Origin of the sequence: Agrobacterium vitis (assembly GCF_014926405.1) — a bacterium.
In the GTDB taxonomy this organism is placed as follows: Bacteria; Pseudomonadota; Alphaproteobacteria; order Rhizobiales; family Rhizobiaceae; genus Allorhizobium; species Allorhizobium vitis_H.
This window is the reverse complement of sequence record NZ_JACXXJ020000004.1, coordinates 87,938-103,737: the sequence shown is the minus strand read 5'-3', so window position 1 is coordinate 103,737 and position 15,800 is coordinate 87,938. Positions and strand designations below refer to the sequence as shown.

General features: G+C 56.9%; 14 protein-coding genes and 1 pseudogene. 13 read left to right on the top strand and 2 right to left on the bottom strand.

Annotated elements, in window-relative coordinates; all coding sequences use genetic code 11:
- The first annotated feature begins 324 nt into the window (after positions 1 to 324).
- The 5 genes from tnpA (at position 325) to IEI95_RS29395 (ending at position 3,627) form a co-directional block, all read left to right on the top strand.
- Positions 325 to 783: an IS66-like element accessory protein TnpA gene (gene tnpA / locus IEI95_RS09010; protein WP_156538400.1), complete on the top strand. Its 459-nt coding sequence runs from the start codon at positions 325 to 327 to the stop codon at positions 781 to 783.
- On the top strand, positions 764 to 1,117 hold the full coding sequence (tnpB, locus tag IEI95_RS09005) for an IS66 family insertion sequence element accessory protein TnpB (protein ID WP_194416319.1): 354 nt from the start codon (positions 764 to 766) through the stop codon (positions 1,115 to 1,117). The genes tnpA and tnpB overlap by 20 nt, the downstream gene beginning before the upstream one ends.
- Positions 1,118 to 1,171: 54 nt before the next feature.
- Positions 1,172 to 2,734, top strand: a complete 1,563-nt coding sequence (tnpC, locus tag IEI95_RS09000; protein WP_194416318.1) for an IS66 family transposase — start codon at positions 1,172 to 1,174, stop codon at positions 2,732 to 2,734.
- Positions 2,735 to 2,945: 211 nt separating this feature from the next.
- Positions 2,946 to 3,368, top strand: a complete 423-nt coding sequence (locus IEI95_RS29400) for an alpha/beta fold hydrolase (RefSeq protein WP_234934191.1) — start codon at positions 2,946 to 2,948, stop codon at positions 3,366 to 3,368.
- The gene (locus IEI95_RS29395; RefSeq protein ID WP_337926569.1) at positions 3,355 to 3,627 is read left to right on the top strand and encodes an alpha/beta fold hydrolase; all 273 of its coding nucleotides are present in this window, start codon (positions 3,355 to 3,357) and stop codon (positions 3,625 to 3,627) included. The genes IEI95_RS29400 and IEI95_RS29395 overlap by 14 nt, the downstream gene beginning before the upstream one ends.
- Positions 3,628 to 3,683: 56 nt before the next feature.
- On the opposite strand, the gene IEI95_RS08990 is transcribed toward IEI95_RS29395, so the two are convergent.
- On the bottom strand, positions 3,684 to 5,642 hold the full coding sequence (locus IEI95_RS08990) for a methyl-accepting chemotaxis protein (protein WP_194416317.1): 1,959 nt from the start codon (positions 5,640 to 5,642) through the stop codon (positions 3,684 to 3,686).
- Between the two features lie 363 nt (positions 5,643 to 6,005).
- Here IEI95_RS08990 and IEI95_RS08985 point away from each other — a divergent pair, with 363 nt between their 5' ends.
- The 3 genes and pseudogenes from IEI95_RS08985 to IEI95_RS29390 form a co-directional block, all read left to right on the top strand.
- A complete protein-coding gene (locus tag IEI95_RS08985) occupies positions 6,006 to 6,212 on the top strand; it encodes a hypothetical protein (RefSeq protein WP_194416434.1) in 207 nt (68 codons plus the stop codon).
- Positions 6,164 to 7,162, top strand: coding sequence for an IS5 family transposase (locus IEI95_RS08980; RefSeq protein ID WP_156538397.1), 999 nt, complete (start codon positions 6,164 to 6,166; stop codon positions 7,160 to 7,162). Before IEI95_RS08985 ends, IEI95_RS08980 begins: the two co-directional genes overlap by 49 nt.
- A 53-nt stretch (positions 7,163 to 7,215) precedes the next feature.
- A pseudogene (locus IEI95_RS29390) lies at positions 7,216 to 7,338 on the top strand (IS6 family transposase); the annotation flags it as partial.
- A gap of 233 nt (positions 7,339 to 7,571) precedes the next feature.
- Here the strand turns inward: IEI95_RS29390 and IEI95_RS08975 are convergent.
- Positions 7,572 to 8,561 (bottom strand): helix-turn-helix transcriptional regulator, encoded by a 990-nt coding sequence (locus tag IEI95_RS08975; RefSeq protein WP_156538396.1) that lies wholly within the window; start codon positions 8,559 to 8,561, stop codon positions 7,572 to 7,574.
- A gap of 208 nt (positions 8,562 to 8,769) precedes the next feature.
- On the opposite strand from IEI95_RS08975, the gene IEI95_RS08970 reads away from it, so the two are divergent.
- The 5 genes from IEI95_RS08970 (at position 8,770) to IEI95_RS08950 (ending at position 15,799) form a co-directional block, all read left to right on the top strand.
- On the top strand, positions 8,770 to 11,004 hold the full coding sequence (locus IEI95_RS08970; protein WP_156538395.1) for a TonB-dependent siderophore receptor: 2,235 nt from the start codon (positions 8,770 to 8,772) through the stop codon (positions 11,002 to 11,004).
- Positions 11,005 to 11,033: 29 nt separating this feature from the next.
- Entirely contained in the window at positions 11,034 to 11,690 is a 657-nt protein-coding gene (locus IEI95_RS08965) for an O-methyltransferase (protein ID WP_156538394.1), read from the top strand.
- Between the two features lie 63 nt (positions 11,691 to 11,753).
- On the top strand, positions 11,754 to 12,881 hold the full coding sequence (locus IEI95_RS08960; protein WP_194416316.1) for an ABC transporter substrate-binding protein: 1,128 nt from the start codon (positions 11,754 to 11,756) through the stop codon (positions 12,879 to 12,881).
- Between the two features lie 60 nt (positions 12,882 to 12,941).
- Positions 12,942 to 14,162 carry an isochorismate synthase gene (locus tag IEI95_RS08955; RefSeq protein WP_156538392.1) on the top strand — a complete coding sequence of 407 codons (1,221 nt, stop codon included), beginning with the start codon at positions 12,942 to 12,944 and terminating at the stop codon, positions 14,160 to 14,162.
- An 8-nt stretch (positions 14,163 to 14,170) separates the two neighbouring features.
- Positions 14,171 to 15,799: a (2,3-dihydroxybenzoyl)adenylate synthase gene (locus tag IEI95_RS08950; protein WP_156538391.1), complete on the top strand. Its 1,629-nt coding sequence runs from the start codon at positions 14,171 to 14,173 to the stop codon at positions 15,797 to 15,799.
- Position 15,800 lies beyond the last annotated feature (1 nt).

Here is a 15,800-nt window from a genome sequence, read left to right as displayed (position 1 = left end):
TCATCCTAATTTTTGGCGGAAGTCAGGTCAGAGGGAGCACTGTCGTCCTTGCTGAGGCAAAAAGTCGGAGTATTGCGCGAGTTTGGTTATGACTGCTACAACACCGAAAAGGGTCACGCTTTTGATGTCGATGCTGCCTCGTGCCAATGGGAATGTCACGACTTCGTGCGCGGTGATGTCAGACGTTGCTGACATATTTTGTCAGTATGACGATATATCGTGCAGATATGTTTCCTCAACGGTAAGCGTTAATTTCCCCGCACCTTTTCGCTTCGATGTCTCTGTCGCATGAAGTGTCCACTTCAAAATAGGTGGACACCAAATATGAGTGACGAAGGGCAAAAACTACGTGTGCGGCTTGTGGGTCGCGATGGGCGACGTCGGTTCGAACCAGGATCAAAGGCGCGACTTGTTGCGGCTTGCCTTGAACCTGGCGTGTCGATATCGGGCCTTGCGCTTGCGCATAGGATCAATGCCAATCTTCTGCGCAAGTGGGGCAAGGATGCCAGGGATGTCGGGGGCCCTGTGGCGTCGGCACGATCGGCCTTTGTCCCGGTCGTGGCGGCAGACTGCAGCTCGCCTGTTGAGACCTGCTCGCTGGAGATGCCGGTCGCGTGCATGCAAGATCAAGCTGCATCACTGGAAAAAGTCGTCCACCCGTCAGGTTCTTCCAAAATCAGCGCATATCTACCGAATGGCGTGAAGCTCTCGCTGGAGTGGGGTGATGTCGATGCGCTTAGGGCGATCATCGGGGCGCTTGGCCATGTTCAGACTGGGCGCTGATCTCAAGGTCTACCTGCACCGTGAACCGATCGACTTTCGCGCCGGCATCAACAGTCTTGCGGTCCTGGTGCAGGAGACGATGGAACTCGACCCGTTTGCGCCTGCTGTCTTTGCCTTTTGCAATCGCCGCCACGACCGGATGAAGCTGCTGTTCTTCGATCGGTCCGGTTTTGTGATGGTCCTGAAGCGGCTGACCGAGGACCGGTTCCGATGGCCGCGTCGGGAGACGACGGTGGTGACGCTAACGACGGAGCAATTGCACTGGATACTCGACGGCATCGATATCGATGCAATGGTGCGCCATCCGGTTCGGCAATACCAGATCGCCGGCTGACAGCCCTCGACGTCTTCAGTTGACGTGTCGGTGCGGCTCAGATTCAAGAATCTGATGATCCGACCCGGCGAACCCAGTGTTGAGGAGTTGATGGCGCGCATTGCGGCGCTGCAGGCGGAAAACCGTCAGCTCGCAGACCGCGTGGTCAAGCTCGAGGAAGAACTGGTGCTGGCGCGGCTTCATCGTTTTGCGCCGAAAAGCGAAAAGCACTTCGATCGGCTCTTCGATGAAGCCGAGCAGGTTGCCGATGACGACGACGAAGACGGCGAGGTGATCGACCTGCCGGACACCGGCTTTCCGTCGACCGAGAAACCGCAGGGCAAGAAGCGCGGCCGCAAGGCCCTGCCGGAACACCTGCCGCGCGAGCGCGTCGAGTATGATCTTGCCGACGACCAGAAGGCCTGCCCTTGTTGCCGCCACCAGATGCATCGCATGGGCGAGGCCGTCACCGAGCAGCTTCACATCGAGGTGAAGGCCAAGGTCCTGCAGAATGTTCGGTTCAAATATGCATGCCGTCATTGCGACCGGACCGGTATCAACACGCCTGTTGTCCTCGCGCCAATGCCCGCGCAGCCCCTGCCGGGCAGCATCGCCACGGCTTCGACGCTGGCCTTCGCGCTCGTCCACAAATATGTCGACGGCACGCCGCTCTACCGCTTGGCCCAGGCTTTCGAGCGCGCCGGCGTTCCCGCCAGCCGCGGCGCTCTGGGCCATTGGGTGATCGGATCGAGCGAGAGGCATCTCTCCCGCATCTATGATGCGTTGAAGCTGCGCCTCAGGTCACAGCCGCTCATCCATGGTGACGAGACGACGGTCCAGGTCCTGAAGGAAAAGGACAGGGAGGCCACCAGCACATCCTTCATGTGGGCCTATCGCAGTGGACAGGACAGTGACGAACCGATCGTGCTGCTCGATTATCAACCCGGCCGCGGCCAGATTTATCCGCAGGCCTTCCTCGGCGACTACCGCGGCATATTGATGAGCGATGGCTATACCGCCTGGCGCACATTGAACGGCGCGACCCATGTTGGATGCATGGCCCATTCCAGGCGTCGCTTCGTTGATGCGCTGAAGGCAAGGAAGAAAGGCGGCGGTCCACCGGAGCAGGCGCTCAGGTTCTTCGAGCAGCTCTACCGGATTGAAAGCCTGGCGCGGAACGAAAAGCCGGACAAGGGCGAAACACAAGTTGATCGCATTCACCGGTTCCGCCAGAAGCACAGCGTTCCCATCCTGAATGCTCTCAAGGCATGGCTCAACGACATCGCGCCGAAGGTCTTACCCGATACCAAGCTTGGCGATGCGGTGTCCTACACCCTGAACCAATGGGAGTACCTGGCGCGCTATACAGAAGACGGAAGGATGCCGATCGACAACAACCTCCTCGAACGTGATATCAGGATTTTTGCCACTGGAAGAAAATCATGGCTGTTCAGCGACACCGTGAACGGAGCCAGGGCCAGTGCTGTCGTCTACAGCCTGATGCTGACCTGCCGCGCCTGCGGAGTCGAGCCTTTGGCCTTTCTGCGCTGCATCCTCACGGAATTGCCGCAGCGCGCGCCAGATGCCGACATCGCCGATTTACTGCCCTTCAACTTCGCCAAAACCGCCGCCGCTTGATCCGATGCAGCCGTCTGACAGCGCCCCTCGTCAAATGGGCAGCGTCAACGCGCAGGGAAATTAGCGCTTACCCTCAACGAGACCAATTTCTAATGACTCCAATCGTTATGATTCCTGGTTTGCTGTGCTCCGCTGAGCTTTATGCTCCCCAGATGGCGCGCTATGGCCGTTCGGCCCCGTCACGGTGGCATCGACATTATCAGGGACAACCATGTCGGAAATCGCTACAAACATTTTGAGAGAAGCGCCGCCGCGTTTTGCACTCGTCGGTCTGTCGATGGGCGGATATGTCGCCTTGGAAATCATGCGTCAGGCACCGGAGCGGGTCAGCAAGCTGGCGTTGCTCGATACGTCGGCTCGGCCGGACACTCCAGAACAATCTGAGCAGCGACGAGGTCTATTGGCTCAAGCGAAAGGTAGCGATTTCAAAGGGCTTTTAAGCCAAGTCATGACCATGCTGCCGCACCCAGCCTGTCGAAATGACCAGCATTTGCTTGAAGTCAATGTTCGCATGGGCTTGACAGTTGGCCTTGACGGGTTTGAACGACAAACAAAGGCAATCATTGGACGTGCTGACAGCCGTCCGCATCTCGCTGATATAACCGTTCCAACCAACGTACTTGTTGGCGACTGACCGTGATCCAATAACACCTCCGCTTCTGTCGGAGGAAATTGTAGCGGCCATCCCGAACTCAAGGCTCGTCATCATTCCAGAGTGTGATCACAGTTTAACGCTCGAACAGCCAGAGGCAGTAAACCGTACGCTTGTGACATGCCGCCAGCGAAGTCCTGCGGCATCATGTGCATCGTCAACCTGCCGGATCGAGGTGATTTTTGAGCTCAATCCGGCGTTGATGCCGTGCGCACGCGGAAGTTCTGATCGCGCGGCTTGAAGGCGCCGATCTCAAGCATAACGCCTGTATCGAAGTCAAAAGATGATGGGAGATCATCAGAACTCCTCCCAGCTTTCCTTGACGGCGGCGTTGCCTGAGAAAGCCCTCGCAGGCTGCCCTGAAAGCCTGCGGGCAGGGGCAGAGACCGGACGATGCGCGGGTGTCGCGATCGACATTGCGCTGGCAGTCTGCCGAAGGGCGTTGACTTGCGACTGGGTCTGCTGCCCACCCAGCACGAACTGGCCGATCAATTGACGAAGCTTGCTACTCTCTCCGGCGAGTGTCGCGCCGGCCGCACTCGTTTCCTCCACCATGGCGGCGTTCTGCTGGGTCACCTGATCCATCTGGTTGACGGCGGTATTGACCTCGCCAAGACCGACCGATTGTTCGCGGGCTGACGTCGCAATCGCGTCCATGTGCTGGTTGAACGCCACGATATAGCCCTCGATGATCTTCAGCGCTTCGCCGGTCTCGCTGACCAGCTTGACGCCGTTCTGGACCTCGACCGAGGAATTTCGGATCAACTCCTTTATTTCCTTGGCAGCCTTGGCAGAGCGCTGGGCGAGTTCACGCACTTCTTGGGCAACGACGGCGAAGCCTTTGCCGGCTTCCCCTGCCCGTGCCGCCTCGACGCCAGCATTGAGCGCAAGAAGATTTGTCTGAAACGCGATCTCGTCGATGACGCCGATGATATTGGAGACCTCTTTGGACGAGGTTTCTATCTTGCCCATAGCCTCAACGGCTTTCGCCACCACCTTGCCGGACTCGTTGGCGTTGGCGTTGGCTTGAATCGCAACGGTCCGTGCCTCGTCCGCACGCTTGGAAGAGTTGGAAACGTTGGCCGTGATCTGATCGAGCGCTGCAGCGGTTTCCTCCAGCGAAGCCGCTTGCTGTTCGGTCCGTTTGGACAAGTCGTCAGCGCCGCGGCTTATTTCCTGCGAGCCACTGTCGATCATGCTCGTCGCCTCTGCGACAGCCTGTAGCGTCTGGCCCAACTGCTCGATCGCACCGTTAAGATCGTGACGGAGCGGCTCGAAATCGGCGGAAAATGGTTCGGTGATCATGAACGACAGATCACCGGCTGCCAGGCGCTTAAGGCCTGTCGCGAGACCCGATGTCGCCTTGTTGAGCCGGGATTGCGCGGTGGCTTCCGCCTCTTCCGTCAGCCTCACCCGATCGGCATCGGCCTGAAGGCGATTGGCGTGCGCTTCGGATTCCAGTTGCTTGTTGGCGATCGCCGCCTGACGGAAGACCTCGACGGCGTCGCTCATCTCACCGAGCTCGTCCTTGCGGTCATGGCCAGGGATCACGATGTCGGTTCGGCCGTCCGAGAGCGTTCGCATGGCGGCATTAAGGCCGCGCAAAGGACGAACGATACCGTAGTTCAAAGCAAGCAAAGCCAATGCGGACAAGAAAAGCATGGCGCCACCGCCCACCCAATTGCTGAAGCGTGCCGACGCGGCAGCCGCTTCACCTTCAGCGCTCCGTGTTTTTAGAAGTTCGGATTCGACGTCGATCATCTCCTGGGCGACACCTCTTAGCCCGTCCATCGATGCTTTCCCCGCTCCTCCGACTGCGATCGCGCGCGCCTGATCGCGCGTCCCGACATTGGCCATCAGCGCCAGTTCGGGATCGGCAATTTTTTGGCGCCACGTCGTCACAAGTGCCTCAAGGGCATCAAGGCGTTTTTGTTGCGCCGGGTTGTCCGAGGTCAACTGCCGGACCTCGTCAAGATTTAGCTTATAGTCGATCAGGCCCGCCTTTTGAGGTGCGAGAAACTTATCGTCAGCAGACAGGAGATAGCCGCGCAGTCCTGTTTCCTGGTTGACCATGGAGGTGGTGATGCCGTTCAACGCGCGGATAACCTTGTAGGTGTGGTCGGTCATCCGTGCCGTTTCTTCGATCTTCGAAAGGGACTGGAAGCTCAGTATGCTGACACCCAGGCTGATCGCGATCAAGAGAATGAACGTCAGGGCGATTTTTGTGAGAATACGGAAATTATTGAGTGATGACATGATGGCTCGCCTAAACAGAATTGTTGGGTGGACATGTTTGAGAAGGTCGGGTAACCGAGTGTTTGACAGAAATTCTATTCACGATCGTGCCATCGGGCTTCAACTCGATGCTAGACGGAGATTGGCCAAAGGCTTTTAAAAAGAGCTCTGGCACAAAAGCCCGCGCCAACCCCAACAGTACGTCTCCATACTCTTAACTGAGCCGAAAACTGTCCATACGCGAATCACAGCCGATAGTTACATTTCGAAATGAGAATTTACGGATGGGGTCCTTTACGAGGTGTGAATATTGAGCCCGATTCCCGCAATGGTATAAATTGGTACAGAGATAGTTCGGCAGTCCCCGGCGGTTTTGGACGTCGATTGATCGACGGCAAGACGACCGACGGTCCCGACGCCGATATGCCACAGACGCTAATCTTACTGCGCGAACCCACGCAAATGGGCGTTGGTGCGGGGATCAAATTTTCAACGTTTTGCAACTATGTGGCTGCGATCGAAAATAGCAAGATTGATCCCGGATGCCGCACAAACATAACGCTTCCCGCCGCCCTCACATCGGTAAAATGAAGTTCAAAGTGATAAACTGGCAAGAGTATGAGGCGGGTCTTCGCCGCCGTGGCCGTTTAACTCTTTGGATAACGCCAGAGGCGCTGGCAGGCTGGGCGGCTCCACGTCGCAAAACGCGCGGTGGCCAGCCTCTCTATTCGGATCTGGCGATCGAAACGACGCTGATGCTGGGCATGGTGTTTGGGCTGCGGTTACGCCAGAGCGAAGGGCTTTTGAGTTCGGTGCTTGATATGATGGCGCTGGATCTGCCTGTGTCCGATCACACCACGCTCAGCCGCAGGGCCAGAACCTGGAAGCCATCGGCCAGAAGCACCGACCGGCAGCATGTGCCAGACGGACCCATTCATGTTCTGGTCGACAGCACCGGGCTCAATGTCTATGGCACCGGCCAATGGCTGGAAGAAAAGCATGGGACAAAGTCCCGGCGTGGTTGGCGCAAACTGCACCTGGCTGTTGACGCGGACAGTGGCGAGATCATTGCCCATAGCCTGACGGATCAGGAAGCCGGCGACACTTCGCAGCTGAAGCCGTTGCTGGATCAGATCGATGATGAGATCGGCCAGTTCACGGCCGATGGAGCCTATGATGGCTATCCAACTTACGACGCAGTTCTGCGTCACAGCGCAGGCGCAAAGGTCGTCATTCCACCGCGATCGAACGCGGTAGAACAACCCTGCGCCCAAGCGTCCTGCCAGAGAGACGACCACATCGCGTCCGCCCAGATAGATGGCCGGTTGAAATGGCAGGCATCTACCGGCTATGGCAAACGAGCATTGGTTGAAACCGCGATGGGTCGATATAAAGGCGTCATTGGACAGCGTTTGCGCGCTCGGTCATTCCTCGCTCAACAGACAGAAGCTGCGATCGGCGTCGCCATTCTTAACCGAATGCTAGCCTGCGCACGCCCGAAATCCGTTCGTTGCCCAGCATCGGCGGGAGAAACCAAATAAGCCAGAAGATCAAAGACCGAATACCGCACATTAGCTGATCCGCGCACCAACGCCTTTCTATCCATGACCCGATTGCCAACCTGTTCCACATCCCGCGCCACGACATCCCCTCCAGCCATCATCGCGAACTGCGTTCAGCAGCGATGGACCTGTGGGCGAAAATTGCCCGAGCATGACCGACGAACTCGGCCGGCGCTATGGTTTGCCCTCGTGGCCTTTAAGTTTACGATGTCGATAAAGGCGTTCACGAGGGACTTGGGTCACACTGAAAGATCGCACAGGTCTATCGCGGACAGGTTGACTCTACGGTGCCATGGCACCAACTCGCGAGCCTTCACACCGTATGAACTAATTCCTCACGCCTAGATGTTGCGTTCACGGCGGTAAGTTTACAGTGCCGGTGGCACCGTCAACGGCGCAATCGAGCTTCTTTTGGAGAGAATCCGTAGTTTTTCTTAAAAGCGGTCGCGAAGTTCGCTGGACTGGTATAGCCTGCGACATAGGCCGCTTGCGCAATGGTAAATCCCTCTTTTTCCAGAGCGTTTCTTGCCTTTTCCATCCTGAATCGTCTGATGTAGTGAAACACTGTCGTGCCATGGGTCACATGGAACAGTCGCTGGAGCGTGTTCACGCTTACGCCGACTTCCGACGCCAATCTCTCCAGGGAAGGCGGATTGTTGCTGTTCTTCAGCAATTCCTCCGCGCGGTGTAGTCGCCGATTTTCCATCGCGCTCAGCCGCAGGCGAGGGGCCGACGCAGAAGACACTTCTCCCAATTGGGAGAACGCGTCCGCGATGATCTCCAGTGTGCGGCTTTCCATATAAAGCCGCGCCAAATACGGCTCGAGACGCGGAGGCGTGATGGCTTGAGTGGCCAATGCCACAAGCGATGCGCTTGGCTTCCACGAGCGTGCCGCAAGCCGCTGAGACGTGAAAAGTTTTAATCCACATGCGCTGGCATCCGTAAAGACATCGCCCGATTCGAGCCATTCCGGAAAGATCTTGATCGTCAGCTTTCGGACACGGTCACCCCTCGCAGCGCTCCGCCGGAACACTTCCCGTTCCTTTTGGTGAAACAAGGTTGCTGACGGAACCCAACGATCCTGATTATCGAGCCGATGCGGCATAGGGATGTTCTCGTCACCGATGCTGGCGCTGACGCCCCCTTGAAAGAATAATTTGATTCCCAGGTGAGGTGCACATTCGGCTTCCGTGTGAAGATCGCAAAGATTGGTGACGTCCGAATAATGGACCATCAAACCATTCCGAACGGTCGCCTTGCTTATGGTGCCACGCAACAGCGTGTCGTTTGGGGCAATGTTCGACGTCAGCAGGCGGAAGGTATGATTTTCCTTATGCATTTGATCGAAGAACTCATGCGCTTTGATCATAGAACTCATCTGAAGATCTTCCCTCATTTGCAGCGAGGCGGCGACAATTTTCCAAACGAAAATGGCGTTTTCTCAAACAATTTCGCAATGGCCTTCCGCTCTCAAATGCTTATAGGAATAAACATGATTAAATACATCATCTTTTATATCTTCGCTTTCAATCACGTCCATTGATGAGGAAGACGAGTAATTTTGCGCTGCGATCAAGGGGGAGCAAATGCGTTACAGACAGGTTCTTGCAGGAGCATTTACAGGGACGGTAAGCCTCCTTGCGATCACAGCGCATGCGGTCGCCGACGATAAGGCCACGACGATCCTGGAAGCGATCACTGTCACGGCGAATGGCACTCAGGATAAGGGTCCGATCGTCAAGCGTGCCCGCAGCGGCAGCAAAACGGACACGCCAATTGCCGAAACCCCGCAATCGGTTTCCGTGGTGACGGGCGACCAACTCACGAAGCAAGGTGCGACCAGCGTTTCATCTGCCTTGCGCTATGAGCCTGGCGTTACGACCGGATCGCGGCCCGGAGATCGCTTCGACAGCGTATTCATTCGCGGATTTGGTGGTTTCGGCCCGAATGCAAACTACATCCATTATCTGGACGGTCTTAAACTCCCCACCGGTATAAACTACGATGTTCCCTCGGTGGATTCGTATCTTATCGATCGTATCGAAATCATGCGCGGACCGGCCTCTGTGCTCTACGGTTCGGGCAATCCTGGCGGTTTGGTCAATCTGGTCACTAAGAAGCCGGAGGCAGAGGCATCGCATGAAGTCTTCACCCGCTTCGGCAACAATGGACGCGCCGAGGTGGGCTACGATTTCACCGGCCCTGTCGACGAGGAAGGTGCTCTTCTGTACCGTCTGACTGGCGTTGGCCGTCTCTATGATCTTGGTGTCGACTATACGGATAGCAAGCGAGTTGCGGTAGCACCCTCCTTGACCTGGGCGCCGGACGCAGACACGACCTTGACGATCAAAGCGAGCTATACGCGCGATCCAAACGCGACGCTCACCAACTGGATGCCAGCTCTTGGGACATTGCAAGCCAATCCCAACGGCCAGATCCGCTCAGATTTCTTTAGCGGTAATCCAAATTACAATACCTTCTCCCGGAAACAGGCCACATTCGGCTACGAATTCGAACATCACGTAGATGAGGTGTGGACGCTGCGGCAAAATCTGCGGTTCATGCACAGCAGCAGCGACTTCAAGGGATACTCGGTTCCGGCGGGGGGCAGTGCCTGGGCTTCCGCTGCTGCGTGCGGCGGTGTGGCATATCTCTGCCTCGGCCGGCAAGCGACGCACTATATCGAGCAATTCAATTCGCTCGCTGTAGATAATCAGGCGCAGGCGGACTTTAGCACTGCGTCGCTCAACCACAAACTCCTGCTCGGGGTCGATTATCAGCAGCTTGATGCCACATCGACCTATGGCAACGGCACGACAACGTATATCAATTATCTCAACCCAGTCTACGAAAGCACGCCAAATGTAACCTTGACCGGGCGTCAGGATCAGATACGCCATCAGACCGGCATCTATGCCCAGGATCAGATGAAACTGGACAACTGGGCTTTTGTGCTGGCAGGTCGTTATGACTGGTCTTCAATCGATAGCTCAACGACAACGCTGTCGACAGGAGCGTCGCAGAAGTACGATACGCAGGATGCTGCCTTCACATGGAAAGTTGGCCTGCTCTACGAATTCGACAATGGTATCGCGCCATATGCGAGCTATGCCACCTCGTTCGATCCGACAATGGGTACTGGATACGGCGGGAAGACTTTTGATCCGACAACAGGCCAACAATACGAGGTTGGTATAAAGTACCAGCCGACGAGTTTCGATGCTCTGTTCACCGTCGCACTCTACGATCTCACACAGCAGAATGTTCTGACAACGGATTTGCAGCACACCAGCACGAACACGACGCTGACGGGTTGTAGCTCAACCACCTGCCAGACGCAGACCGGCGAAGTGCGCTCGCGTGGTATCGAACTTGGTGCCAAATTCGCAATCACGGACAACCTGAATATCAGTGCTTCCTACACCTATACCGATGCCGAAGTGACAAAGAGCAATGTTGCAAGTACCATCGGAAAGACACCTGTCGGCACACCCGATCATATGGCCAGCCTTTGGGGTGACTACACAATCAACTCAGGTGCATTGACCGGCCTCGGCTTCGGCGCGGGTGTCCGCTTCATGGGCGCGACAAATGGTGATGCAGCAAACACAAGCGCCATGAAGGTCCCGTCCTACACGCTCGTAGACGCTTCAGCGCATTACGACCTCGGCAATTACGATTTCAAGTTCAAAGGCGTTCAGTTGGCTGTCAACGCAACAAACCTGTTCAACAAGGAATTCGTCTCCGCCTGCGCCTCGGCCAACCAGTGCTTTTATGGAACCGGGCGGACGGTCATGGCGACGGTCTCCTATAAGTGGTGATGTGGCTGGCAAACACGAAGGAATCAGACATGAAACACGTAACAGACATCCAGATACGGCAATATGCTGTCGAATTCGGCACGCGCCAGACCGAAGTGCAGCGGAAACTGCGCGAGGAGACATTGGCTTTGCCTGAGGGCAATATGGTGTCCTCTCCGCCTGCTGGCCAATTGCTTGCCTTCCTGATGAAAACGATTGACGCCAGGAGAGTGCTCGAAATTGGAACCTACACAGGTTACAGTGCGCTCGCGATGGCGCTTGCCTTGCCGCCCGGTGGCCAGCTCCTTGCCCTGGATTCCAGCGAGGAATGGACGGGGATCGCGCGTCGATATTGGCAGGAAGCCGGTGTCGCGGATCGGATTGAGTTGAAGCTCGGCGATGCCGTCGCCTCGCTGTCACGCCTTGTTGCCGATCAGGGTGTCGGCACCTTCGATTTCACCTATATCGATGCCGACAAAGAAAACTACGACGTCTATTATGAGCACAGCCTGCGCCTCACGCGCCCGGGCGGGCTGATCTGCTTCGACAATATGTTCTGGGGGCGCTCGGTTGCGGACCCGCAAGACAACAGTCCTGAGACAGTCGCTTTGCGCAGCCTCAATCAGAAAATCCGTGACGATGAGCGCGTGGACATGTCCATGCTGCCGTTTGGCGACGGCATGACATTGGTTCGCCGCCGCCCCTGATAGCACCCCGGCATGTTCGCCCCCTGCAATGGCCGGTTCAGGCCGCAAGCTGGAAGAATTGTGATGCGTGACACTGTAACGAGTATCAATAAACCTTCTATGATCGGTAAATGCACTTCATGGCTGGTTATCATTGTCTTTGCCTTGATGGTGCCGACACTCGCTCATGCCGATATTATCCTGAACGACCTGAAGGGCAGAACGGTCACTCTGGCAAAGCCCGCAAGCCGATTGCTGGTGGATGACGGCCGCCTGATTTTGGCGCTTTCTTTTTTGAGCGATAACCCGGTCAGCCTTGTCGCGGCCTGGCCTCACGATATCGATCGCTTCGGACGCGAACTCTATGCCTCCTACCGGCAGAGATTCCCGCAGATCGACACACTGCCGAAATCAACCAGTAACGCACAGGACATCTCCGCAGAGCAGGTGATTGCTGCCAAGCCTGATCTTGTCGTTCTGTCGCTTTATTCGCACCCGGCTGAACAGCAGCTTGAACAGCTCAAGCAGGCCGGGATTGCAGTGATCTTCGTTGATTTCGTTGCGGATCCCTTTGCCAATTCCGACCGAAGCCTTGAGGTGCTCGGCAAGGCAATCGGTCGCGAAGCGCAGGCCGGCAAGGTTATTGCGTTTCGGAGCCAGCAGAAAGCCGGGATCGCCGAACGGATCGCCAAAAGCGAGCCTTCCGATAAGCCCGCAGTGTTTTTGGAGACGCATGCTTCCACTCAGGAGGCGTGCTGCAATTCGCCCGGTTCCGGCAATGTTGGCAAGTTCATCGACTTCGTAAACGCACGCAATATCGGAGATATCCTCGTCGGTAAGCCATTTGGGCAGATCAGTCTTGAATATGTGATCGCATCCCAGCCCGACATCTATATCGCCAGTGGTGGAGACTATATGGCAAACAGGGGTGGGTTGCTGATCGGCCCACACTATACTGCGCAGGACACTCATGCCGCCATGGCACGGCTTTTGGCCCGTCCGGGCTTTGCCGGGCTCCCCGCCGTCACGAAGGGTGCGGTTCATGGCCTGTCGCAGCAAATCTTCAACTCGCCCCTGGACCTGCTGGCGCTTGAATTGATCGCCAAATGGACCCACCCAAAACTGTTTGCCGACATGGATATAGAGGCAACACGGCAGGCGCTGAACGGCTTCATGGCTGTCCCGCTTGATGGGACCTATTGGACCGACTGACACACTCGGCACCAAGGCCCGAGAAGACATTCCAACCCCCGAAAAAGACTGGAGAGACGCATGGCACATTCCATGATCTGGATCGATGAAGAGGCGCAGACCGAAACCACTTTAGCCCGTCCAATTCCATTTATCTTCAAGACGTCCGGTGAGACAATGCTGGCGCTGGGGCAGATTGCTGTCCTTGGTGACGGCCCCCTTGATGGTCTTGCTGACCGCGTTACCAATTTTTTTGACAAGCAGACAGAAGGACCGGATGTCCTCGTCGGTGCCCTGCCTTTTGATCCGTCGCGGTCTGCATATCTTGTTCAGCCCGAGCGCGTGCTGCGGGTGCAGGGCAAGCATGATATTGGCTCTATTCCCGGTCTTGGTGGCTCAGCCTTGCCACTGGGGGGCACAAAAATCCTGTCGGTTACGCCTGACCCCAGTGCGTCCGGCTTTGCGCAGACGGTTTCGGCGGCGCTCACGCAACTGAATGCTCCCGATGCCATTTTGCGCAAAGTGGTTCTCTCGCGCAGCCTAAGGGTAAAGGCAAACCGTGATTTCGCGCCTGCCGACCTGATGCGCAAGCTCTCGTCCGATGAAAGCGTGACTGTTTTTGCGACACCTCTGCCGCCCCGCACCCAAAGCGCCCGTGGCCAAAGCGCACGCGGATTGATCGGTGCGACGCCGGAACTTCTTTTTGAAAAGCGTGGCGGATATATCGCCTCCCATCCGCTTGCTGGCTCGGCGCGGCGCCATAAGGATCTGACGGAAGACCGCAAGGCGGGAGATGCCCTTCTGGCCTCCGACAAAGACCTCCGTGAACATGCAATGGTCGTTGAATCGATCCTTGATACGCTCGCGCCCTATTGCGAGGACTTGTCCATGCCCGAAGGCACCGGCTTGCGGGCAACCGCCAGCATGTGGCACCTCGGCACGCGCATTGTTGGCCGCGTAAAGGATGCTTCTCTGTCTTCTGCGCATTTTGCAGCGCTGCTGCATCCAACACCTGCGGTTTGCGGATTGCCGCGCAAGCTTGCCCAACAGCAGATTGTTCAACTGGAGCCTTATGACCGGGACTTCTATGCGGGAGCCGTGGGCTGGTGCGATAGCGCTGGCGATGGACGCTGGTATGTTTCGATCCGTTGCGCCGAGCTGGATGGTGATGAGGCCTGCCTCTATGCTGGCGCGGGCATTGTCTCAGGCTCGACGCCGGAGGGCGAGGTTGCTGAAACTGCCGCCAAATTCAAAGCCATGCTGGATGCTTTCGGCATCGACCCTGTCCAATTGGGTGCGTGAGGTTGGCCATGCTGGAAATTAGCCAAGTCTGGCCAGACGAAGATGCGCGGCGCTATCGTGAAAAAGGTTATTGGCGTGGGGAAACCATGTCAGGTTTCCTTGAGCAACGCGCCCGCGACATTCCAGACCACATCGCCGTGATTGGCGATGAAAAACGCTGGACCTATGCGCAACTCGTCGAAAGGGCCAATGCAAATGCGAAGCGTTTTCTCTCCCTCGGACTGCGTCCGGGCCAGCGCGTTGTCGTGCAATTGCCGAACATTCCGGAATTTCTCTCTGTGGTCTTCGGCTTGTTCCGCGCCAATCTCATTCCGGTCTTTGCGCTGCCCGCCCATCGCATCACCGAGATTGTCCACTTTGTCGAAAAAGCCGAAGCGACGGCCTATGTGATCGCAACCTGGGATGGAGATTTCGATTATCGGGTGCTTGCCCGCGACGTAAAAGCGCGTGCATCCGGTCTGCGTCACGTCATCGTCGTCGGCGATGCCGAGGAATTCGATGCCTTGGAGGATCACGCAGCGTGTGACGCTGTGCTGCCAGAAGCTCCTCCATCGTCTTCGGTTGCGTTCCTGCAAATATCCGGCGGCAGTACAGGTCTGTCGAAGCTGATTGCGCGCACGCATGATGATTACATCTACAGCTTCCGCGCCAGTGCCGAAATCTGCGGCCTGAACGGCGAAAGCGTGCTCATGGCAGCCTTGCCGGTTGCGCATAATTTCCCGATGAGTTCCCCCGGGGTCTTTGGTGCGCTTTACGCCGGTAGCCGTATTGTCATGTGCCCCGCTCCAAGCGCCGAAACCGCCTTTGCGCTGATTGAGAGGGAGCGGGTAACCATCACGGGACTCGTGCCCCCGTTGGCGCTGCTGTGGATGCAGGCGGCACCTGCAACACGCTACGACCTGTCGAGCCTTGACGTACTTCTGGTTGGTGGCGCGAAATTCACGCCCGAGGGCGCATCCCGTGTCCGCGCAGCCCTTGGCTGCACCCTTCAACAGGTGTTTGGCATGGCCGAGGGATTGGTCAACTACACCCGGCTTGATGATCCGCAGGACGTGATCATCAATACGCAGGGCAGGCCCATCAGCCCGGACGATGAAGTGCTGATCGTGGACGACCAGGGCAACCCTGTTGCTGACGGCGAGCCGGGCCTGCTGCTCACACGCGGTCCCTACACGATCCGGGGATACCACAATGATACCGCCGCGAATGCGCGATCCTTTACACAGGATGGCTATTATCGCACGGGAGATATCGTATCCCGCACGCCGGAAGGCAATCTGGTGGTGCAAGGTCGCGAGGGCGACCATATCAACCGCGCTGGCGAGAAAGTATCCGCAGAAGAAATCGAAGATCACCTGCTGGCGCATCCCGCGGTGTTTGATGCGGCGGTGGTCTCGATCCCTGATCTCTATCTGGGTGAAAGAAGCTGCGCTTTCGTCATTCCGCAAGGCGACAGGCCGAAAATGATGGCGCTGAAGGCCTTTGTGCGCAGCCGTGGCCTCGCCGATTTCAAGGTGCCTGACCAGATCGTTTTTGTCGATGCCTTCGAGACCACGGCTGTCGGCAAAGTCAGCCGAAAGCTTCTGCGCCAACAGCTTCGCGAACAATTTCTCAAGACCATACCCATGGAGGCCTGAG